The sequence below is a fragment of the Pseudomonas sp. GM84 genome (assembly GCF_000282535.1).
Classification (GTDB): Bacteria; Pseudomonadota; Gammaproteobacteria; order Pseudomonadales; family Pseudomonadaceae; genus Aquipseudomonas.
On the sequence record NZ_AKJC01000178.1, the window covers coordinates 1 to 22,441 of the forward strand.

At 64.4% G+C, this 22,441-nt stretch carries 17 protein-coding genes and 1 rRNA gene; 2 read left to right on the forward strand and 16 right to left on the reverse strand.

From position 1 onward, the window contains the following. Window positions 1-25: 25 nt before the first annotated feature. The 13 genes from PMI38_RS14970 to bcsE all read right to left on the reverse strand — a co-directional run bounded on the left by PMI38_RS14970 (window position 26) and on the right by bcsE (window position 17,652). Window positions 26-889: an ABC transporter permease gene (locus tag PMI38_RS14970; RefSeq protein WP_008095475.1), complete on the reverse strand. Its 864-nt coding sequence runs from the start codon at window positions 887-889 to the stop codon at window positions 26-28. 14 nt (window positions 890-903) lie between these two features. Next, window positions 904-1,767, reverse strand: coding sequence for an ABC transporter ATP-binding protein (locus PMI38_RS14975; RefSeq protein ID WP_008095477.1), 864 nt, complete (start codon window positions 1,765-1,767; stop codon window positions 904-906). 6 nt (window positions 1,768-1,773) lie between these two features. After that, the gene (locus PMI38_RS14980) at window positions 1,774-2,793 is read right to left on the reverse strand and encodes an ABC transporter substrate-binding protein (RefSeq protein ID WP_008095479.1); all 1,020 of its coding nucleotides are present in this window, start codon (window positions 2,791-2,793) and stop codon (window positions 1,774-1,776) included. Between the two features lie 18 nt (window positions 2,794-2,811). After that, a complete protein-coding gene (locus PMI38_RS14985; RefSeq protein ID WP_008095481.1) occupies window positions 2,812-3,711 on the reverse strand; it encodes a TauD/TfdA dioxygenase family protein in 900 nt (299 codons plus the stop codon). Window positions 3,712-3,924: 213 nt separating this feature from the next. After that, window positions 3,925-7,446 (reverse strand): cellulose synthase complex outer membrane protein BcsC, encoded by a 3,522-nt coding sequence (gene bcsC, locus PMI38_RS14990; protein WP_008095482.1) that lies wholly within the window; start codon window positions 7,444-7,446, stop codon window positions 3,925-3,927. Continuing rightward, a complete protein-coding gene (gene bcsZ, locus PMI38_RS14995) occupies window positions 7,434-8,543 on the reverse strand; it encodes a cellulose synthase complex periplasmic endoglucanase BcsZ (protein ID WP_008095484.1) in 1,110 nt (369 codons plus the stop codon). The genes bcsC and bcsZ overlap by 13 nt, the downstream gene beginning before the upstream one ends. Before the next feature lie 2 nt (window positions 8,544-8,545). After that, window positions 8,546-10,828, reverse strand: coding sequence for a cellulose biosynthesis cyclic di-GMP-binding regulatory protein BcsB (bcsB, locus tag PMI38_RS15000; protein ID WP_081502545.1), 2,283 nt, complete (start codon window positions 10,826-10,828; stop codon window positions 8,546-8,548). Continuing rightward, on the reverse strand, window positions 10,825-13,434 hold the full coding sequence (gene bcsA / locus PMI38_RS15005) for a UDP-forming cellulose synthase catalytic subunit (protein ID WP_008095487.1): 2,610 nt from the start codon (window positions 13,432-13,434) through the stop codon (window positions 10,825-10,827). Before bcsA ends, bcsB begins: the two co-directional genes overlap by 4 nt. Beyond that, window positions 13,431-14,147, reverse strand: a complete 717-nt coding sequence (gene bcsQ, locus PMI38_RS15010; RefSeq protein ID WP_008095488.1) for a cellulose biosynthesis protein BcsQ — start codon at window positions 14,145-14,147, stop codon at window positions 13,431-13,433. The genes bcsA and bcsQ overlap by 4 nt, the downstream gene beginning before the upstream one ends. After that, window positions 14,144-14,362 carry a cellulose biosynthesis protein BcsR gene (gene bcsR, locus PMI38_RS15015; RefSeq protein ID WP_008095490.1) on the reverse strand — a complete coding sequence of 73 codons (219 nt, stop codon included), beginning with the start codon at window positions 14,360-14,362 and terminating at the stop codon, window positions 14,144-14,146. The genes bcsQ and bcsR overlap by 4 nt, the downstream gene beginning before the upstream one ends. Then, complete coding sequence (gene bcsG / locus PMI38_RS15020; protein WP_008095492.1) at window positions 14,359-15,987, reverse strand: cellulose biosynthesis protein BcsG; 1,629 nt, start codon at window positions 15,985-15,987, stop codon at window positions 14,359-14,361. The genes bcsR and bcsG overlap by 4 nt, the downstream gene beginning before the upstream one ends. Continuing rightward, window positions 15,980-16,165, reverse strand: a complete 186-nt coding sequence (bcsF, locus tag PMI38_RS15025; protein WP_043273702.1) for a cellulose biosynthesis protein BcsF — start codon at window positions 16,163-16,165, stop codon at window positions 15,980-15,982. Before bcsF ends, bcsG begins: the two co-directional genes overlap by 8 nt. After that, window positions 16,162-17,652 carry a cellulose biosynthesis protein BcsE gene (gene bcsE / locus PMI38_RS15030; RefSeq protein WP_043273703.1) on the reverse strand — a complete coding sequence of 497 codons (1,491 nt, stop codon included), beginning with the start codon at window positions 17,650-17,652 and terminating at the stop codon, window positions 16,162-16,164. The genes bcsF and bcsE overlap by 4 nt, the downstream gene beginning before the upstream one ends. A 397-nt stretch (window positions 17,653-18,049) precedes the next feature. On the opposite strand from bcsE, the gene PMI38_RS15035 reads away from it, so the two are divergent. Beyond that, window positions 18,050-18,391: a hypothetical protein gene (locus PMI38_RS15035; protein WP_008095495.1), complete on the forward strand. Its 342-nt coding sequence runs from the start codon at window positions 18,050-18,052 to the stop codon at window positions 18,389-18,391. Between the two features lie 36 nt (window positions 18,392-18,427). Here PMI38_RS15035 and lapD read toward each other — a convergent pair whose 3' ends face one another. Both lapD and lapG read right to left on the reverse strand, forming a co-directional pair. Continuing rightward, window positions 18,428-20,371, reverse strand: coding sequence for a cyclic di-GMP receptor LapD (lapD, locus tag PMI38_RS15040; protein ID WP_008095497.1), 1,944 nt, complete (start codon window positions 20,369-20,371; stop codon window positions 18,428-18,430). 10 nt (window positions 20,372-20,381) lie between these two features. Beyond that, a complete protein-coding gene (gene lapG, locus PMI38_RS15045; RefSeq protein WP_177324913.1) occupies window positions 20,382-21,143 on the reverse strand; it encodes a cysteine protease LapG in 762 nt (253 codons plus the stop codon). A 202-nt stretch (window positions 21,144-21,345) separates the two neighbouring features. On the opposite strand from lapG, the gene PMI38_RS15050 reads away from it, so the two are divergent. After that, on the forward strand, window positions 21,346-22,035 hold the full coding sequence (locus tag PMI38_RS15050; RefSeq protein WP_008095500.1) for a GntR family transcriptional regulator: 690 nt from the start codon (window positions 21,346-21,348) through the stop codon (window positions 22,033-22,035). A 115-nt stretch (window positions 22,036-22,150) separates the two neighbouring features. On the opposite strand, the gene rrf is transcribed toward PMI38_RS15050, so the two are convergent. Continuing rightward, a 5S ribosomal RNA gene (gene rrf / locus PMI38_RS15055) occupies window positions 22,151-22,266 on the reverse strand. Window positions 22,267-22,441 lie beyond the last annotated feature (175 nt).

Consider the following 22,441-nt stretch of genomic DNA (forward strand, 5'->3'; position numbering starts at 1 on the left):
TTGCCGGCGATAGGGCCGGAAAAGCTTACCGCTGCATCCCCCAGCGCCGCACGGTCAGCCGCTCCAGGGTATTGAACACCAACCCCTCGACCAGCAACCCGATCAGGATCACCACCGCCAGCCCGGCGAACACCTTGTCGGTATACAGCTCGTTGCGGTTCTGGAAGATGTACCACCCCAGCCCGCCCTTGCCACTGCTGGCGCCAAACACCAGCTCAGCCGCGATCAGCGTGCGCCAGGCAAAGGCCCAGCCGATCTTCAGCCCCGACAGGATCGACGGCAGTGCCGCCGGCACCAGGATATGCAGCACCAGGCGCAGCCCTTTCAGGCCATAGTTGCGCCCGGCCATGCGCAAGGTTTCCGACACGCCGAGAAAGCCTGCGTAAGTATTCAGCGCCAGCGCCCAGAGCACCGAGTGCACCAGCACGAAGATCAGGCTGTTGTCGCCCAGCCCGAACCACAGCAGGGCCAACGGCAGCAGGGCAATGGCCGGCAGCGGGTTGAACATCGAGGTCAGGGTACCCAGCAGGTCACGGCCCAGCTGGGTCGACACCGCCAGGCTGGTAAGGCCGAAGGCCAGGACGATACCCAGCACATAGCCCTTGAGCAGGATCACCAGCGACACGCCGACCTTGGCCGGCAGCTCCCCGCTGACAAGGCCGTCCCAAAGGGCGGCTGCGGTCTGCAGGAAGGTCGGCAGCAGCAGGTCGTTGCCCTGGTAGCGGGCAATGCCCTCCCACAGCGCGGCGATCACGACAAGGATCACCACCTTGCGCAACCAGCCGTACTGCCACAGGCGCTGTGCCAGCGGCAGGTTGCGTTCCACAGGCACGCTGAGCAAGGGCTCCAGCTGCACCTCGTATTCCTGGCGTACAGGTGTAGTGGTCATGGCTGAAGCTCCTGTCAGTAGGCGATGCGGATGTCGTTGAAGCCCAGGTCATCGGCCTGCTCCGGGGCCTCGGCCTCGTCGAACAGGAGCCGATGGATGCGCCGTGCGCTGGCCTGGAAGTCTGCGGCGCCAAGGCTGCCGAGGTCGTACTGGTGGCTGTGCACCTCGGCCCGCACCCGTCCCGGATGCGGCGACAACAGCAGGATGCGATTGCCGACCACCAGCGCCTCCTCGATGGAGTGCGTGACGAACAGCAAGGTGAAACGCACCTCCTCCCACAGCAGCAGCAATTCTTCCTGCATCTTGCGCCGGGTCAGCGCATCGAGCGCGGCGAACGGCTCGTCCATCAGCAGGATCTTCGGTTGGGTGGCCAAGGCTCGGGCAATCGCCACGCGCGCCTTCATGCCGCCCGACAGCGTGTGGGGGTAGGCATCGGCAAAGGCAGCCAGGCCGACTTTGTCCAGGTAATGCAAGGCGCGTTCTTCAGCCTCGGCGCGCTTGAGCTGGCCAGACACCAGCAACGGGAACATGACGTTCTGCTTCACCGTCTTCCATGGCGGCAGCTGGTCGAACTCCTGGAACACGACGATGCGATCAGGGCCAGGGCCGTTGACCGGCTGGCCCTGCAGCAGGATCTGCCCTTCCCGGGGGCTGATGAAACCGGCCACGGCCTTGAGCAAGGTGGACTTGCCGCAACCGGACGGGCCGAGCAGGACGAAACGGTCGGCACGGTCGACTTCGAAGCTGACCTGGTGAGTGGCCCGCACCACGCGTTGCGAGGTGCGGTATTCGAGGCTCAGGTTGTCCACCTTGAGCAAGGGCGGCGTGGTGACACGGCTCAGGTTGCTGACCGTGTGGCCTGGCAATGGGGCGGTCATGATCGATCAGCTCCCCTGCAACGGGCGTTCATCCTGGAAGAAGTAGTCCTTCCACGATTCCGGCTTGTGCTTGATGGCGCCCACCCGGTACAGGAAGTCGGCCAGCTTGTAGGTGTTCTTCGGCGTGACGGTGAACTCGTATTGCGGGTTGTCGATCAGCTTGATCAGCGCATCGCGGTCGATCTTGGCCTTGGTCACGCGGATGTAGGTATCCGCCGCAGCCGCTTTGTCCTTCTGCGCGAAGTCCGCCGCCTCGGCCAGGGCGTCGACGAAGGCCTTGTAGGTCTTGGGGTTGTCCTTGCGGAATTTCTCGGTGGCGAACAGCAGCGTCGGCGAGTTGGGGCCGAGCAGGTCGTAGCTGTTGAGCACTACGTGAACGTTCTTGTTGGCCAGCGCCTGGTCCTGGAACGGCGGGTTGGAGAAGTGCCCGTTGAGCTCGGTGCCTCCGGCCAGCAACGCGGCGGTGGCATCCGGGTGCGGCACGGCCAGGGTGTACTTGTCGAGGCGGTTGTATTCCTTGTCGCCCCACTGCTGGGCGGCGGCGTACTGCAGGAAGCGCGACTGCACCGAGACGCCGACCGCAGGCACGGCAATGCGGTCCTTGTCGGAGAGATCGGCGATGGTCTTCACGTTCGGGTTGCTGCTGACCAGGTAGTACGGGAAGTTGCCCAGCGAAGCCACGGCCTTGACGTTCTGCCGGCCTTTGGTGCGGTCCCACACGGTCAGCAGCGGGCCGACGCCGGCACCGGCGATATCCACCGAACCGGACAGCAGCGCATCGTTGATCGCCGCGCCGCCGGAGAGCTGGGCCCAGTCGACTTCGATGTCGATGCCCTGCTCCTTGCCATGTTTTTCGATCAGGTGCTGGTCACGCACCACGTTGAGCAGCAGGTAGACGATGCCGAACTGCTCGGCGATGCGGATCTTGCCTTCGGCATGGGCCACGGTGGGCGCCGCGAGGCTGCCGACGACCAGGCTCGCGCCCAGGCCGATGCTGGCCGCCAGGCGGCTGATGGATTTGCGCATGATGTTTTTCCTCAGTCGTCAGAACGGGGCATCGCCCTGGATGGTGGTACGGAACAGTTTGCGCCGCAGGTGCGCGGGGCAGCCGGTGGCCAGGTGGATCAGCGAACGGTTGTCCCAGAACACCAGGTCATGGGGCTGCCACTGATGGCGATAGATGTTCTGCTCGAGCACGCTCAGCGCGTACAACTGCTGCAGCACGTCGCGGCTTTCATCATCCGGCAGGCCGACGATGCGGGTGGTGAAGCCTTCGCTGACGAACAGCGCCTTGCGGCCGTTTTCCGGGTGAGTACGCACCACCGGGTGGATGACCTCTTTCACCTGGGCGAGCTGTTCGGCGGTGAGCGTCGGGCGCCAGCTGCCCTCGAACTTGGTCTCGGCGTAACGGGCGGTATAGGAGTGAGCGGCACTGCGGCCCTCGATCACGTTGCGCAGGGCATCGGGAACGGCGTCCCAGGCCTTGTGCATGTCGGCGAACAGGGTGTCGCCCCCTTCGCTGGGCAGCTCCTGGGCATGCAGCATGGAGCCCAGGCTGGGGAGTTCTTTGTAGGAGAGGTCCGAATGCCAGAACTTGCCGGCATCGCCCAGGCCGATGTTCTGGCCGTTCTCGATGATGTTGGAAACGATCAGGATCTCGGGGTGGCCGGCGAGCAGGAACTGCTTCAACACATGGATCTGCAGCTCACCAAAGCGACGGCTGAAGGCGATCTGTTGTTCAGGGCTGATGCGCTGGTCACGGAACACCAGCACATGGTGGTCGAGGTGGGCGCGATGAATGCGGGTGAAGTCCTCGGCGTTGACCGGTTTGGCCAGGTCCAGGCCGATGATCTCGGCGCCGACGGCACCGGAGAAAGGGCGGATTTCGAAAGTTTGCGGCTGGGCGCTGTCGATGGACGACAAGGCGTTCGAGGCGGCTGGCATGTTTCACTCCCACGCAGTGCGCGACTTCAATGGCGCGCAACGATCAGAAACGCACGGGGATTACCCGTGTGGGTTCAAGTCGTGCGGCGCATCGATTGGTCGACGGGTACGCAGTGGGAGTGACTATAAAGGCATAAGAAAAATAATTTAAATACCGTTAGAGAATAACCATATGAAGCAGTCAATTCTCTGCCGAGGGGCGCTGGGCGCCCCTTAGCGCCATTCGCTGTAGGGCTCCAGTGCGGTGACGGGCAAGGCCAGGTTGCCGCGCCACGGCTCGAACAGGTAGCGCACGTAGAGCAGGGCGTGGCTTGGCGTGTAGTCATCGCTGTGCTGCCAGTCGAAACCTCCACCCAGTACCCAGCGATCGTTCAGGCGTCGTTCGAAGGCGCCATGCAGGCGGTAGCCCAGGCCGGTGCTTTCGCTGGAGTCAGTCATCGCATTGATGTTGGTATCACCGATGTCCTCAGGCTTGTAGTAATCGAGGATCTTGCGATTGACACTTGAGTCCGGGTAAAGCCGGCTGCTGCCACTGTGGGCGCGAGACCAACTGACCGAACCTTCCAGCAGGAACGACCAATCATAATTGCGCCAGGCATAGCTAACCGGCACACCGATCGATTCGTAGCGTTCGGGGCTGTAGTACCCGCCCTGGCCGAGGCTGTAGCCACCCAGATCCTTGTCATAATTCCAACGCATCACGGTCAAGCCAACGCGCATCCGCTCGTCCGCCCTTTCCACGACGCGGCGGTAGTAACCCGCCATGATTCGTGTGCGCTCGTTGTCAGCGACGTTCTCGCCATACAGCCAGTGGTGCCCCAGGCTGGCCCAGACGCCGTGATCACCACCTTGGTCCCAGCTCAGGCCAAGCGTGGCGCCATTTGCCGTCACACCGCCCCAGCGGATGCGAGTGTTGGGGTCTCGGGTGCCGCCAAACGAAAGCAACGAGTTGCTCATTGGCCGGCGCGAGGCAGCGAGCGACCAGCCGACCTGCCCGAGGTCGCCATTGAGAATCGCGCCGCCCAACCAGTTGTTGACCTCGAAGCCTTGGGTCGTACCCAGGTCGAAGCCCCAACGTTCGTTCTGCCAGCCCGCGGCCAGAACCGCACCGTTGGCGCTTTCCGAACTACCCGCACAGCCTACGCGTTCACCATCCTTCTTGATGAACTGGCAAGAACCGAAATCTTCTGTGTGCCTGTTTTTGTCATCCACGTCGAATGAGCCCGCATCCATGCCAATGCGCTCCACGCGCGCAAACGCCCTGCCGTCTTCCCACGGGGTATCGACATGCAGCAAGGTCGTTTGGGTGCTCAGCCGGGAAATACCGTCCGTACCGTCATTCTTGCGCCAGCCGTAGTCGTGCATGAGGGTAACGCTGGTATTGCGCTGCTGGTACAGCTCGTCGACGTCACTGCGCAGGCTGCGCGCCAGCCAGTCATCCGTGTCCTTCGCGCGGCTGGCGTAGGTCAGGGCGCGGTCATCACGCGGCACCACCGCCTCACGGCTGAGCAACTGCGCATCGGCCATGGCCGCCGCATACAGGTCGAGCGCCCGCTGTGGATCGTTGGCCGCCACCAGGCGGGCGGCGTCGCGGCGCAGCAACGGGTCGGGTTGCGTCTGCTGTGCGGCGATATGGTCCAGCAGTCGGACAGCCTTGTCCTTCTCGCCCAGCGCAACCCAGACCGCAGCCAGGCGCCGCTGGGCATCGCTTTGCGCGTCGGTCAACTGCAGGGGCTGCGCGTCCAATGCCTGGCGCACACGCGCCAGGTCGCCTTCGGCGATCCAGCTTTCCATCACCCCCAGGCGGGCCTCGGGGCGCTGCGGCTGAACCTGCAGCACGCGCTCGTAATAGCCACGCGCCTTGCGCTGGTCGCCGCGCTCTGCGGCCCAGTCCGCCATCAGCAGGAGGTCGTCCGGATCCCCCTGGCCATGGGCCAGGCCGGCTTCCAGTACGGCAGTGGCCTCGTCGGTGCGGCCCTGGTCCTGCAGGCGCTGGGCCTGGGCCAAGGTCATGCGCCGGCGCACACGCTGGTCGAGGTTACGCATGTCGTCGGTCCAGGCGCCTTGCGGTACGGCGCGCAAGGTGTCCTGGGCCTGGGCATCACGGTCACTGGATTCCAGATACAGGCCATGGGCATACCGCGTGGCGGGGTCGGCCGATTGACGTTGCAGTATCCGGGTGAAGGCGGCGTCGGCCTCGGCGTTGCGCCCCTGCTGGCGCAGGCTGCTGGCCAATTGGTAGGCCAGCCAAGGCTCATCGGGCGCCAACTCGGCAGCCTGCCCCAGGACCCGGCTGGCGGTAGCCCAGTCCTGACGCTGCAACGCCGCATCAGCCTGTTCGCGCAGGCGACCAAGCTCCAGGCTGCGGCGCAGGCTGGCGAACTGGGCCTGTTGGGCTCGCGGCAAGCTGTCCAGGTAGGCTTCGGCCTTGTCTGTCGATTGCGCCTGATAGATCCGCATCAGGCCACGCACCGCGCTTTCATTGCCCGGCACCATGCGCTGCACCTGCAGGTATTGCCGTTCGGCGCCGGCCAGGTCGCCTTCGGCAAGCGACACATCGGCCAGCCCGAGCAAGGCGAACTCGTCCTTGGGGCGCTGCTGGCGGGCCTGCTGGTAGAGCGAGCGAGCGGCGCGCAGGTTCTGTTTCTCCAGCGCGCTATCAGCCCTCTGTAAAAGCCCCCAGTACTGGCTGGAGGCTTCAAGATCTTTCCATTTGCTCATCAAGCGGGTGTTCTGCTCGATGGCGACAGCCCGGTGAAAAGACACGTTCGCTTCCGAATAGCGGCGCTGGCGCATCAGCGCAACGCCAAGCGAACCGTGCAGGCTGGCATCGTCGGGATAACGGCGCAGGGCCACGCGCAGTTGCGCCTCGGCCTGGGCGTTACGTTCCTGATCGAGCAGTGCCTTGCCGCGTTGCCCAGCCTGCCAGGCCGGGTCGCCCACCAGGGTGCGCTGCTGCTTGAGGTTTTCGTTGGCCTGCGACAACAGCGGCGAAGCGGGATAACGCTGGATGAAAGCCTGCCAGGCAGCAACGCTGCCGGCATTCACCGGTTGCTCGGACAGGTAGTCGAATTCGCGCTGCGCGGCGGCATCGCGGGCCGTCGGGTCGCGCGACAACTGGTGGAGCACGGCCAGGGCCTCGCTGTCGCGATCTTCGCTGAACAGCCAGCTGGCCAAGGTCTGACGCAGGCCGGCATTACCCGGGTACTGGCGATCGAGCTGCTGCAGCTGGCGGATCGCTTCCGGCCGTTGCCCAGGCAGGTTGGCCCGCACACGCCAGTAATCCAGCGCCAGCTCCAGGCTGGGCGGTTCGCCGGCGAACAACTGGTCATAGGCGACCAGGGCTTCTTCGTAGCGCCCGGTCACTGCCATCAGGCGCGCTTGCTGCAGGCGCCGCATCTGCTCCGGTTGCTGCAGCTGCATCAGGCGTCGGGCTTGCCGATCCTGAAGGCTACCCGGCGCCACTTCGGCGATTCTTGCGCGCAGTTGCTCGGCTTCCTCAGGCTTCTGCTCGCGCAGCGCCAGGCTCAAGGCGGCCAGCAAGGCATCAGGGTTGCGCGGCTCGAGCAGGCGCAACCGGGCCAGAGCGTCGTGAATCAGGTCGTCGCGGTGCAACGCCTCGCCGATACGCACCTGTTCGAGCAGCCATTGGCGCTGTTCATCCCGGTCCTTGGGCTGCGCAGCCACGGCGCAAGACAACGCGGTCAGCGTCAGCACGCCGATCATTCGGAACATGGCGCACTCCAGGCAGGCAGCAGACGACCTTGGTTGTCGAAGCGATAGCGGGCTTCGTCCCAGCCCTGGCCGAACATGGCAAGGACCTGGTTGTAATACGCCTGCGCGTCGACAGGCTGCTCGCGCAGCCTTTTGCGCTGGGCTTCGAGCGCCGTCGGGTCAGCGGAGGCATTGGCCAGCAGCGGCAGCAGCGCCGCAGAAAAGCCCGCCGGGCCGTGACCGTTCAGCTTGCCGCTGCGGGCATCGACGCTTTCCGGCGGCAGGCCGGCTTGCGTGGTGGCGGCGACCATCGGCGCGAAGTGATGCAGCAGCTCGTCGCGCTGCGGCGCGCCGTTGGCCAGCATGCCCAGCCACAGGTAAACACGGATGGCGTCGTAGTCCCCGGCGTTGCCGTGCTCAGGGTCGGGCTCGATGCCTGCTGCGGGTGTCCACAGCAGCCAGTCCGGAGCAAAGCCCTTGGGCGACGCCTGTAGCCAGACGCGCCGGACGTTGCCCGCCATCTCACCCCACAACGGGTCCACAAGGGCAAAGCGGTCGAACAGTTGCGGCGGCAGGTAGCTGGGGTTCAGGCGCCAGCCACGGTTGTCTTCGAAGCCATAGTCTGCGGGCAACAGCATCACACCCAGGCCGGGCAGCTTGCGCACGGTCTGCGCGGCGATGCGCCAGAGCATCTGCGTGCCCAGCTGGGTATAGGCCGGCTCGTCCCACAGCCGCCCCGCTTCTAGCAGGCTGTAGGCGATCCACAGGTCGGCATCGCTGGCATTGTTGCTGTCCAGCACCTGCCATTGCTGCTTGCTGCGGCCCCACAGCCAGGCCGGCAGGTGGCGGGAAAGGTCGCCTTCGGCCAGGTTGTTGCCGGTCCAGCGCAACAGCTTCGCGAACGCCTGCCGGTCATTGCCGACCAGGGCGAAGAACAGCGCATAGCTCTGCCCTTCGGAGGTGGTGATCAGGCGCTCGTCACTGCGGTCGAGTACCCGGCCATCGACGCTGACCAGTTCGGCCTTGAAGCGCTCCCAGGCCGGCCACGGACAAGTCGTCGACGCCGTGGCGACAGCGGGCATGCACAGCACCAGCAGCACTGCCAACAACTGGCGCATGGTCAATCGGCTCCGCCCAGGCGACGACGCGAAGCCCAGCGCAGCGCACGCCACAACAGGAAGGCGAACAGCAGCACGCTGACGGTGGCGATCACCGCGATCAGCGCCGGGTAGTCGGACAGGTGGAACCACAGCAGCAGCCACCATGGCAGCTGGCCGACGTAGTAGTGTTCGCCAACGAACTGGCTGCTGACGCCGCTGCTGCGCACCAGGGCGACGGAGCCTGCCACTGCATCCAGCTTGCCGGAATCGGCCAGCACATCGCGCAGCATGCCGTAAGCGGCATCGGAGCTGGCCAGCAGTGCGACGACGCTGCGCTGCTCGTGGAACGGCGACTTCAGGCCGGTGATCGCCGCGATCGGCGCCTGGGCACTGATTTCGACCCGGCTATTGGATACAACCGGCGAGGTATCGAAGCGGCGGTTGCCGGTTTGCTCCAGCACACGCCCCTGCACCATCCAGTCACGCTGTGCATTGAGCAACAGGCCAAGGTTGGGCTGCTCGCGCAGGTCTTCGGGCAGACTGCCGATCAACAGCAGGTCGGCATCGGCTTCTGAAGCCTGCTTCCAGTTGTCGCTAAGGCGCACGTTCAGGGCCGGGTAACCCACCTGCCCGCCTATGCTGCTGATCACATCCAGCAAGGTGCCAACCTGCATTGGCGTCGGCTTGGCCGGCACCACGATCACGGTATCGGACAGGTCGGCCATGCGGCTGTAGGGGAAGCCGCTGCGGACGAAGGCACGCAGGTCTGGCATGGCCATGTAGTGGTGGTAGCCGGACAGGTCGATGGTCGAGTTCTCGTCGATCGCCGCGCGCACGTCCACCGGCAGGGTGGTCTGGCAATGGTCGCGCTGTGCGCTGCCCATCGTGCTGGCAAAGCTGAAGTCGAACCGCAGGCGGTTGCGCGCGCCGATCTTCAGCGCCGGGACCAGCGACTGCTCGGTCAACGCGGTGCTGTCGGTGGACAGCACGTTCAGGCGCATTTCTTCCAGGGTGCTGCTGCGACGGTCGTTGCCCACCAGCGGCATGCTGGTGATGTACTGGTCGTTGACGCTGATGCTCAGGCGCGATTCGTCGGTGACGGCTGGCGGCGTGTAGCGATACAGGGTCTGCAGCGGGATGCCCTGGTTGCGCCAGACGAACAGGTCCGGCGGCAGGTTCACATCCAGGGTGATCGGCCGCGGCTGCAAGCCGCTGACCTGCAGCTGCTCGGGGTAGTCGAGCAGCTCGGAGAAACGCACCGGCCGGTCGGTACGCGTCCAGTTCGGCGCATCGTAAGGCTTGCGCGGTTGCAGGGCGGTCATCTGCTCGACCTTGACCCGCGAGCCGCGGAACAGGTCGCTGCCAACGGCCAGCGCCGACGCGGCCTTGATCAGGTCTTCGTCATTGCGGCCAAGCACCAGCAAGAGTTTGCTCCAGCGATCGTCCGGGTGGTCGATCAACTGCACCACCGGGCCATCGACCGCAGGGAATTTTTCCAGGTCGGCGATAAACGCCGGGCGCCGCTCGTTGGTGGCGAACACCACGGCAGGCCGGGGTTTGTCGCCGCTGGCCGGCAGGCTGTTGAACGACACCGGGAAGGTCGCCTTGCGCCAGCCCGCCTTGCTGCCGAAGTACGACGCGAGGATTGCCGCAGCACGCTGTTCACCCACGGTCGGTGCGTCGGCGAACACCACCGGCAGCTCGACCTTGCTGGTGTCGCGCGCGTCATAGAACGGCAGCGGGAAGTAGGCCAGGTCATTCTCCAGCGCCAGCGCCTGCTCGCGCAGCTGGACCTGGCTCTTGCGGTTGACGTTCAGCCACAGGCCACTGTGCGCCGGGTCTTCGCAGATATCGGTGTAATGCCCGACGAACTCCAGGCGCACCCGGTTGAAGTCGCTGATCAGCTTCGGATCCAGCGGCATCTGGCGCCGCACGCGCTGGCCGAGCTGGTCCTTCTCGATCGGCACCACGCCCATCAGCTCATCGTTGAGGTACACGCGCAGATGGGACAGGTTCGGCAGCAGCGCTGGCGAAGGGGTGTAGTCCAGCTGCAGCACCGCGTCGGTTGCCAGGCGGTCCCGGCGCACGCCGAATTCGATGTTTTCGCTGTTGCGGACTCCCAGCAACAGGCTGTCGGCCGGTCGGCCAAGCTGCTCGAACGTCTGGTTGACGGGCCAGGTGGGCACCGATGGCTCCTCCGGTACGGCGAGGGGGGCTACATCGGCGACGGCAGCGTTCTGGAACAGCGAGGCAAGCAGCGCCATCGCCAGGCCCCAGGTGCGTGCGGGATAACGAGTCATCATGCGTCTCGGTCAACAAGGTTCGTGGATGGGAGAGGTCGGGGGGTGCGCGGCAGGTAGCTGCCCAGCCAGCGCGCCAGGTCGCGCACTGGCAGCAGTCGATCGCGCAGCCAACCAGGTGTGTGTTCGATCAGGCGCAGGTAACCGATGCCGCCCATCTTGAGGACGTCGACCAGGCTGCGCAGCGGGCGTTCAACTTCGTGTTTGTCCTGCCAGTTCAGCCAGGCATCGGCGCGGGCGAAGGTGCAGTGCACCAGGTCGATGCGCTGCTGCTGGGTGAGGCCATCGAAGGTCAGGCCCACATGCCGGCCGACGATGCGGGTCACCCGTGCATTGAAGGCAAATTCACGCTGCCCGCGGCTCAGCAGCAAGCGCACGCGCTCGCCTGGCGCAGGCGACACGCCGTCGCCCAACTGCAGGCCGATGCCGCCATCGGAATAGTCGACCAGGGTGCAGGGGAAGCCGTGGCCGCTTTCCAGCTGCAGTGCGGCCGGCAAGTTCATCTGCACACGGTGCGCACGCCGCACCTGACGGACTTCGGCGGCCACCGCACAGGCGGCACCGATGATCAGCAGGTTGTAGAGCACCCACAGCGAACTGACGATCACCGTGCCGATTTCCGCAACCGGGCCGGTGAACAGGCGCCAGACGGCAAAGCCCAGGCCCGCCACGTTGAGGCCGGCAAGGAACAGGTAGGGCCGGGCGATGTGCCAGTCGAACTGCCCATGCTCCATCAGGCCGCCCTTGGCCGTGACGTTGAATGTGCCTTTCTTCGGCGCGAACAGCGCGACCGTGGTCGGCCGGGCGATATACCAGGCCAGTACGGTCTCGTAGACCTCGCCCCAGAAGGTCTGCCGGTACTTGCCCTGCGTGCGCGAGTTGGTGAGGCTGGCGTGAATCATGTGCGGCAGCACGTAGAGCAGGATCATCACCGCCGGCGCGTAGATGATGTAGGCGTGCAGCAACAGGAACGCCAGCGGTGCGGTGAGGAAGACCAACCGCGGCAGGCCGGCGAGGAAGTGCAGCATGGCGTTGGCGTAGCAGATCCGCTGGAACAGGCTCAGCCCGCGACCGAACAAAGGGTTGTCGGTACGGAAGATCTGCACCATGCCGCGCGCCCAGCGTATGCGCTGGCCAATGTGTGCCGACAGGCTCTCGGTGGCCAGGCCCGCGGCCTGGGGAGTGCTCAGGTAGGCCGAGGTCCAGCCTTGGCGGTGCAGGCGCAACGCGGTATGGGCGTCTTCGGTCACCGTTTCGACGGCAAAACCACCAATGCTCTCCAGCGCGGTACGCCGCAGCACGGCACAGGAGCCGCAGAAGAAGGCGGCGTTCCACATGTCATTGCCGTCCTGGATCAGCCCGTAGAACAGCTCGCCTTCGTTGGGACGGCGGCGGAAGGAGCCCAGGTTGCGCTCGAAAGGGTCGGGCGAGAAGAAGTGATGGGGCGTCTGCACCAGCGCCAGCTTGGGGTCCTTGAGGAACCAGCCGACCGTCATCTGCAGGAAGGAACGCACCGGCACGTGGTCGCAGTCGAAGATGGCAATCAGCTCGCTGTCGGTCACACCCAGCGCATGGTTGAGGTTACCGGCCTTGGCGTGCTTGCTGTTCGGCCGCACGATGTAGCCCACCCCGACTTCGTCGGCGAAGGCGCGGAACGCCTCGCGCTTGCCATCGTCGAGGATGTAGATGCGCAGGCGCTCGCGCGGCCAGTCCAGGCCCAGGGCGGCGAGCACGGTGGTGCGCACCACCGACAGATCCTCGTTGTAGGTGGGGATCATCAGGTCGACTGTCGGCCAGTGCGCAGGGTTTTCCGGGAGGGCCGCCGGCTTGCGCTCCAGCGGCCAGCAGGTCTGGATGTAACCCAGGATCAGCACGAACCAGGAGTAGGTTTCGGCGGCGAGCAGAATCACGCCACAGACCAGGTCGAGCGTGTCGTTCCAGTTCAGGGTCGAGGTGTAGCGCCACCACAGGTAGCGGCACGAAATGATCGTCGACAGTACGATCAGCATCAGGGTCGGGAACCGGCCCGGCATGTAGCGCACCAGCATGGCGATGCCCCACAGCAGGAAAATGAACACCAGCTGCGCCTGGTAGCCGAACGGCTCGGTCACGCAGAGCACGGCCAGAAGCACGGCGCACAAGGTGAGCACGGTATAGAACAAGCGGCGGCCGAACACACTCAGCCGACGCAAGCGCTGGGCGGCATCGTGCTGCAGGTTGCTGTCGCGAAAACGCCTCGGCACCTGGCGCATGGTGTCGGCCAGCCGCGCGCGATACCTGCGCAGCACCTGCCATGCACCGTGCAAGTGGCCGACCGCGAAAGTCCAGGCACGCACGGGTCGGCCCGGCTTGCGCGGCTGAGGCACACGCCGCAGCAGCAGCCAGAGGCACTGGATCAAAAGGCGCAGCGGGTCGCCCAGCGTCGGCCGCTTGCCGACGAACTGTGGAAACAGTCGCTGATGCTCGGCCAGCAATGCCTGCCAGGACGGCGATTCGAGCCGCAGGAACAGGAACGCCACCCACACACCCAACGTGAACAGCAGGGCGACCGGCCAGTGCGCGCCGCGTGCGGTGAAGTAGGCGTAGGCCGAGCGTGGCGTCACGTTCACGCTTGCCGCCTCGCCAGGCAGCGCACCGCCAGGCTTTGTACGTCGCGCGAGGCCAGGCACTGCGGTGCGTAGTGACCCACTGGCGCCTTGCTGGCGAAGGCTTCGCCGAACGCTTCGTCACGGTGCACCAGCTGCAGCGGCAACTGGTTGCGGAACAGGTCACGCCACACCATCACCACATCGCTCTGCAGGCTGCTGGCAGGGTCGAAACGGTTGACCAGCAGCAGGTCGTAGCGCTCGACCGGCTGGCGACCGAGCAATACGTGGCTGGTCATCTCGGCTTCCGCCACCAGGATCCGCATGTCGGTGTCGAAGCCACGTGTGGCTTCGGCCGCGACCGGCTGAGGCAGGTCGAACAGCAGCCAGTCGAAATGCTCGGCCAGTGCTGTCTGGCGTGTACGCCACACTTCGGGCTGCTGGTAGGCACCCAGATCGTCGAGCCGCTCTTGCGCCACTTCACCGAAGGGCATCAGGCACAGCCCGTCGAGCACCTCATAGATGGGCTCGCCGAAAGGCCGCCCCTGCAGTTCGGCGCACGCCCAGCCATCGCGCTGGTCGAGCGGCAGGTTGAAGTGCAGGCCCAGCAGGTTGTCCGGGCTCATATCCACCAGCAGCACGCGCTCGCCGAGCTCGCGCATGGCATAGCCCAGCGCTGCCAGCAGGGCAGTACGGCCCAGCCCGCCGCGCAATCCATGCAAGGCCAGGCTGATCATGGCCGCAGGGTCTCATGCTTTTCGCGCTGCTCGACGGCAGCGTTGCCGAGGCTGGCCATGCAGCTTTCGCCCAGCAGCGGCCAGCGCTGCAAGGCCTGCTGTACGCCGACCATCATGGAGATGTCCTGGTAGCTCAAGGCAGGCATGGCCAGGTACTGACGCAGTTGGGCGATATCGTCACTGCGGTCGGAGGGGTCGGCTTTGCCAGCCATCATGGGCTCTCCTTGGGAACAGGCTGCCAATCCGGCTGGCCTTGCAGACGCATGTAGGTCCGGCCCTGGTAGTCCAGGACCTGGGCACCGGAGGTTTCCGACACGCGTTCGGTGGTGGGCAGGTCAGTCAGCAGGCTCGGCAGGTCGAGGGTCTGGCCGGCACCCAGGCCGGCATAGACACGCGACACCAGCTCGGACAGGGCCAGGAAGCTGGTCGGTGCCGTGACTTTCAGCGGCTCGCTGCGGGCCGGCTGGCCCATGCCGATGAACTTGAGGCCGACCGGCACGTGGGTGATCGACGGCGTTGGGATTTCGCGCATGCCGGGCAACTGCATGCGGTCGCCGTGCAGGGCAGCACCGTGTTCGGGAACGATGGCGACCACCACGCGGCGGCCGCTGGCTTCGAGTTCGTCGAGGAACTTGCCGAGGTCGCCGAACAGGCGATTGGCCCGCGTGGCGTAATCGGCCTGGCGCGTGCCGCCGTCGGCGGTCACCAAGCGGTTGCCGTCATGCAGGCTGATGGTGTTGTAGAACAGCGAGACATGCTCGGCACCGGAGCTCTTGCGCTTGCCCCACCAGCCGTTCAGGACGTCCAGGTCGCCGGCGATCGGAGAGCCGTCGAAGCTGACCAGCGCCCGCGGGAAGTCGCTGACACTGAAGCCAGGCTGAGGCATGTGCTGCCGGGTGATGTCGCCGATGAAGTTGTCGAAGCGCCCGCTGTGGTTGAGCAGGGTCTGGCTCTGGAAACCGAGGTTGGCCAGGTTCTGGAACAACAGGCACTGTTCGGGCGCCTGCTGGTACAGACCCACATGGGACGATTGACCACAGCTGGCCCGCAGCATGCGAATCGCTGCCGGACCACTGTAGGAAGTGGCCGAGTTGAACTGATCGAAGACCACGTCCAGGCGCGAGAACAAGGGGTTTTCGTGCAGGCCGACGGCCGAGAGGTCATCCCAGGCCAGGGAGCACACATTGATCACCAGCAGGTCGAACGCCTGCTCATCCGCCTTGGCAGCAGGGAACGTGGTCACCCGTTGACGTTCGCTGGTGAAGAAGCGGTCAAGCCAGGCATTGAGGGTCGCGGTGTCGGCGACCGCCCCGGCAGGCGCAGTGGCGGCGGTGGCGGCCGTGTTGGCTGCACCGGCAACGGCCGGCTGGCCGGCCCCGGTGCCCAACGACGGCAGCCCGCCAACCGCCAGCCACGCCAGGCCGACCAGGCTCAAGGTGCTCAGGCGCACCCAGTGCCGCAGGAACAGGTACCCCACCACCAGCAGCACCAGAGCCCCGACCAGGTTCCAGTTGACGAACCTGGCCATCAGTTCCAGCAGGTAGTCCCACGAGAAATCGAGCACGCCCGGCTGCTCCAGCAAGCGCCTGAACGGCGGCAGCCAGGTGTCTTGATAGAACAGGGCGACACCCACTGGCACGGCCACCACCTGGCGCCCGACGCGCAACCACCGCCCACGCAGGGGGACCAGCAAAAATGCGGCGAACAGCAGGTTGGGCAGCGCCTGGAAGTCCAGCATGCCGCCGGCAACCAACAGGAACTTGGCCAGGAAGTAGAGGTTCCAGGCACCCAGACCGTGCCAACGGCCCGGTATCGAGGTGGAAAATGTCGAGCTAGTCATGATCAGGGTCCTGACGCACAACACGGCGGCGTACACCCACCGGCTTCAGGTAACGGGGTCGCAGATGACGGTTGAGCCAGCCTTGCACCATGGCACGTACGCGAAGCACGAACATGACGAGGATCAAGGTAACCAGCGCACTGATGCCGATTACCTGGAGCAATTGCGCGAAGTTCACTTGGCCCCCCAATGACGCAGGGTGATCTGCCGCGGTGCCAGGGCAGGCCTTTTATGCGCCGCTGGCAGCGCCAGCGACTCGGCCAGTGGCGGTTGCGGTATGGTTTCGTCGAGGAAGGCCGTGCCGCCCAGGCTGTCGAGGCTGACCAGGACCTCCTGGCCGATGAACAGCTCTTTCCAGGACAGCTGGAAGATATGGTCCAGCGCCTGTTCGACACCTTCCGAACGGCAGGCGAACAGGAACAGGAACAGCACGTCGTCGACCACACAGGCGATATCGCCATCGCGGCGGAACACCGTGCGCGAGCAGGCCTGCAGTGGGCTCAGGCCGGGGGCGGGGCGCAGCACCAGCAGCTGGTGCACGATTTCACCGTTGCGATGGCCCTGCCACATTTGTTGCACCGCTTCGGCAAAGGCACGCGGGGCCACCAGCCCACAGATCGGCAGCGGCCGCAGGCGGGCGAGCAAGGCATCGAAATCAGCGGGCAGGTGACGGGGCCAGACATAACCCTGAATGCTGTCGACCATGGTCAGGAAGCGCGAAAGGCTGGCACCGAAGGGCACGATCTGGCTGGCACCACAGGCCAGCAGCAGTTGCTCGTCCTGATAACGCAGCGTCGGCGCCATTTCGCGCACCACCAGCTTCAGGGCATTGCCGCGCAGTTGACGCAATGTGTGCAGTTGACGGGCCAGCACGTCGAGACGCTGGCCACCGTCCATGGCGAAGATCACGGTTGCCGACACGGCGCGGCCGGCCTTGGCCCCTAGCTCGCTGATGCTGTCGAACACTTGCCAGTGCTCGGACAGCGCCGGCGCTCCTTCAAGCACCTGGCTCTGGGCCAGGCACAGCAGTTCATCGCCACCCGCATCGGACAGCGGCTGAAGCCGGCCGGCAACCGCAAACCCGCTGGCCTGGCGCGCCAGTTCGACGTCCATGGGGCCGACAACGCCTAGCAGGTTGCTCCAGTAATGCTGCAGATAGCGCACACCGCCCTGGCCACGGTAGAGCTGGGCAAGTCCGTCGAGGGATTGGTTGAATGCGCGCAGGCGCTCGATCAGCGAGGCGCTCTGACCTTCACTGATCACCACGATCAGTGCACCGGCGGCGAGTGCCGCCTGGCGCAACGTCTGGCACCAGCGCTCGACCTTGCCCCCTTCCCAGGCCGCCGTCGGTACCAGTGCTACCAGCACCCGGCCCGGCAAGTCGATGCGTGGCAGGTCGTCTTTGAGCTGCAGGATGGCCCGCGTGTCAGCCTCGTACAGAGCCAGTTCGGCAGGACCGCAAGCCGGGTCCAGCCCTTCGAGGGACTCTTGCATGACACGCGCATCACCGAGCAACGCCGCCCGGCCTTGTTCAGGCATGGCGGCGATGACTTGGCGGCAGAGCGTAGCGGCGTTTTCTGTGGTGTCACAGGCCAACCAGTACAAGCCTTGGTCATGAAACTGACTATGCTCGGCACCCAAACCGGGAATAGCCAACAATGGAATACTTTTCGTCAAAACGATGACTCTGAATTCAAAATCGAAGCTGATTCGAGGATGGAGGCCGCACGCAGGTCGTTGCGGCTTTTTTGACGAGATGGCTCGTCAAAAAAACGGCGCCTATAGATCGGACTTGGTCAAGACCGTCAATTCTACAGCACCAGGGGAAAATGGTGTCAAGATGCTATTTAACAGACAGCCGCACACGTTTGCCAGAGTCAATCTGACGCACCTTTGCAAACGGTGATTCAGCTCTCAAATAGCGCCTCGGCGTGCCCCTTGAAGATCGGCTTGAGCAGGTAGCGCTCGGCGACCCCTGGATGAACAGGCGCAATAGCGCATCATTGCCTATGCTGCGCCTTAGCCAGCAAGCCAAGGAACCCACGTGACGAGGATGGACGCCATGTTCTACGTGCAGCGTAACGCCAGCGGTCAGTTGCAGCGGGTGGAAGCCGCCCCTTACGCCGAATACACGGAAATCCTCCCGGCAGACCATGTCGAAATCCTGGAGTGGTTTGCCGACGACGTCGTCGAGAACAGCCTCAAGCAGCTCAAGCAGAGTGATCTGGACATGATCCGCGTGCTCGAGGACCTGATCGAGGTGCTGACCACCAAGGGGGTGATCAGCATCACCGACCTGCCGGCCGGCGCACAGGCCAAGCTGCTCAGTCGCTCCACGGCGCGCAAGGCGCTGGGCGGCCTGAACAACCTGATCGAGGAAGAAGAGGACGGCGGGTTGATCTGAGACCCTGGGGCGCTTGGCGCCCCGGCACACTTGAAATTAGCGCCAGGGCGCAGGCTCGCCAACCAGCTGGCCCTGGATACCGCCCACACCCATTTCCACCAACACCAACCGCTCCCCTTCTGTCTCCACCCGCTCGGCGATCAATGGCAGGTCGATACTGTGCGCCGCGCGCTGGATAGCTTCGATGAACAATCGCTTGTGCTGTTCCTGATCGATGTTGCGGATGAAGCTGCCATCAATCTTCAGGTACGCCAGGCCCAGATGCGCCAGGTTGCCGATCATGCTGAAGCGGCCACCAAAACGCTGCAGTGCCAGGCCGAAACCAAGCCCTCGCAGGCGCCGGGTCAACTGTTCGAGCGCCGCCTGCTCGGGCAGTTGCTCTTCGCCGATCTCGAAGATCAGCCGCGCGCCCAGTGCCGTGTTCTGGCCCAGCAACTCATAGACCCGCTGCAGGGCCTTGGGGTCGGCCAGGGTCGCGGCGGTCAGGTTCAACGCCAGCACCTGATCGTGGCTGCGCAGGTGCGCGAGCACTTTTTCCAGCACCAGCAGATCCAGCCGCGACATCCAGCCGAAACGCTCCAGCCAGGGCAGGAAGCGGCCGGCGGGCAATGCCTCGCCCTGGTCGTCATGCAGCCGCGAGATCACTTTGTAATGAAGGAGCCGCTGGCCCGTCTGGGCATCCACCACCGGCTGGAAGAACAGCTCGAACTGGCCGCCGACAAACGCCTTGTCCAGGCGCGTATGCCATTCGTGCTGGTTGTCGCCGGCAACGGCGGCCGTACCCTGCTCAAGGCATACCCAGCCCGGTGTCGGTTGGTTCTCGGCACGCGCCAGTGCCTCGTCGGCCAGTTTGAGCAGCGCCTGCGGGGCATCGCCTGGGCTGAACGGCGCCAGTCCAATACAGGCGACTGGGGAGATATCGCTGGCCCCTGTCTCGTGCAGGCTCTGCAACGCCGCCTCAAGGGCCTGGGCAAGGCGTACCGCATCTTCGTGGACCATCCCGGGCGCCAACACTGCGAACTCTCCGCCTCGGCTGCGTGAAATCAGGTCGTTGGTCTCGGGGAAGCTGGCACAGGTGCGCCGCAGTTGCTCGCCTACCGCCTGCAGCAGCTGGTTGGTACGTTGTCCGCCGAGACGCGCGTTGAGCCCGGCCAGCCCCTGTACACGCAGCAGCAGCAGGTACCCGGCACGGGCCTCCTCCAGGTTGCTGACTCGGGCGTTGAGCTGCATCTCGAAGTAGCGCCGGTTCGACAGGCCGGTCAGGCTGTCCTGATACGACTCGGCACGCAACCGCTCACTGCGTTCGGCCTGTTCGCTGAACAGGGCCTTGAGCTTGTCGACCATCTGGTTCATTGCCTGCACCACCCGGCGCAGCTCCGGCGTGCGCGGCTCGGGCAGGCTGAGAAACTCGCGGCGGGCAATGGCCTGGGACTGCTCGACCATGGCATCCAGCGGACGCAGCTGGCGGCGCAGCAGCAAGGCGCCCAGCGCCGCGCTCGCGGCACCGCACAGCAGCAGCCAGCCCAGGCTGCCCAGTGCGCTCTGCCAGAGCTTGCCGATGGCGAACATCGGATGGCTGATCACCTCGACCCGTGCGGCCTGCTGCCATCCGCGGCTGACGATGGCATCGCCGCCCGCTGCTTCCAGGCCGATCAGGCGGATGAACCAGGCAGGGACACCGCCAGGGTCCGGTTTGGCGTGGCGCTCCACCAGCACCGCGTTGGAGCCCAGGTCGATGACCTTGATGCTGGCGTAGTAGCCACTGTCGAAGATGGAGCTGACCATCAGCTCTACCATGGCCGGGTCATCGATGCCCGGCGTCAAGGAGAGCGCCAGTGCGGTGGCCGCATCCTGGGCATGCGAGCGCAGCTGGTTGACGTACTGACTACGCGAGCTTTCCAGGCTCACCATGAAACTGCCGCTGAACGCGACCACCAGGAACAGACAAATGGCCAACAGCAATTGTTTGAACAGTGACATCTGCGCTCCTTCAGTAGACCGGTTCGGCCGGGAACCCTTCGGCCTGCATTTTCTTCAACAAGTCCTGCCAGCGTGACAGGCGCTTGGTGTCACCGACCTTCTTGTTGCCCGCGGCACCTGTCAGCCACAGGCCTTCGCCATTGAAGGCGTAGACCGGCAACAGGTCGGTGCGCTGGCTGGCCGGCTCGATCGCGTCCATCAGGCTGTCGAGCACCAGCGGCTGTGCCTGTGGGTTTGAATAATAGGTCAGCACCATGTGCGCACGGTTCTGACGCAAGGCCTTGACGTAAGTGATACGCAGCTTATCGCTGGCAATACCCATTCGCCGCAGGCTGAAGTACTTGGCGATGGCGTAGTCTTCGCAATCACCGGCGCCCTTGATGAGTGCCTGGATCGGCGTGGCCCAGTAATCGACTTCACGCCAAAGGTCGATGTCTTCGACGTAACGTAGTTGCTGGTTGAAGAACAGGTTGACCGCCTGCAGGCGCTGCAGCTCGGTGCCCTGGTTTTGCGTGGCCATGAGGTTCTGCCAGGCATCGATGCGGCCTTTCCCTGCACCGAGGGGGCCATACAGCGTTTGTGATTTGCGGCTGATCTCGGTGAAATCCCAATCCGCATGCAAACCGCCGAGCAACAGGCTACCCAGTAGCACAGCAAGGCCGGCACGGCGCACGGCAATTTTGAGGACCCAGGATATCGCCACTGCGAAGACCTGTTCAGACCAATCGAAAACAGCGATGGTGGCGCCAGTCGGTTTAAAAGACAATGGCATCTTGCAATCAGGACACCAGTTGTCGGGGCGCTATAACTTTATTGATATCGCTTAATGTGTAGCGCTTTCTTTGCCAAGCGACTTCATACAACATGAATGAAGTCTTGCTTCACGCGCCCCAGTACGCGCGTTGGTTTGACAAGCCTCCTTGCCGGTTACTAGTGTCCTTGGATCCAACTTTCGTTATCGAGGCAGACTCCGCGTGGCCGAGAAAATCAAACTGAGCAACGTGCTGACCGCTGAACAGCTACCGTCGCACCTTGCCCGTGCCGTGATCGAAGAGCGACTGCGCAGCGCCATTCTCGATGGCCGCCTGCCGCCCGGTACCGCCGTGCGTCAACAGGAGCTTGCCACCTTGTACGGCGTCAGTCGCATGCCGGTACGGGAAGCGCTGCGCCAGCTTGAAGCGCAATCGCTGCTGAGGGTGGAGATGCACAAAGGTGCAGTGGTTGCCCCCTTGATCGGCGTGGACGCGGTCGACACCTATGAGCTACGCGTGCTACTGGAGAGCGAGGCGTTACGCCAATCGATCCCGTTGCTCGATGCCGCTGACATTGCCAGTGCCCGCAGTTACATCCAGCAACTGGAAAACGAAACACGCCATGCGGAAATCGGTCGCCTCAACCGGCTGTTCCACATGTCTCTGTATAGCAAGGCACCGAATCAGAAGCTGTTGCGCCTGATTGAAATCGAGCTCAATGAGGAAGAGCGCTTTCTGCGCTTCCACTTGTCATCGATGGGCCTGGGTAAACTCACTCAGGACGATCACAACGCGCTGGTGGATGCGGCCAGCGACAAGCTGGTGGACGAGGCCGTGAAGGTGCTGGAGCAGCATCTGAACAAAGCGGCCCGGGTGATGAGGGCTTACCTGGACAAGCAGGTGGCCAAGTAATACTTCCACACCGCCAGGCGCCTGCGCCGAAGCCTGGCGTGTGACGCGGTTCTGTGACCGGCCCGGAAAAGACAAAGCCCCTGTCTGCGATGCAGACAGGGGCTTTGTGTTTGAATCTTGACGATGACCTACTCTCACATGGGGAAACCCCACACTACCATCGGCGATGCATCGTTTCACTACTGAGTTCGGGATGGGATCAGGTGGTTCCAATGCTCTATGGTCGTCAAGAAATTCTGTGTGCTGGCCCGTCCTCGGGACGTGCCTGCGAATTTCTATGGCTTCTACTTAAAGACAAAACCCCTACCTGCTTACGCAGATAGGGGTTTTGCGAAATGAATCTTGACGATGACCTACTCTCACATGGGGAAACCCCACACTACCATCGGCGATGCATCGTTTCACT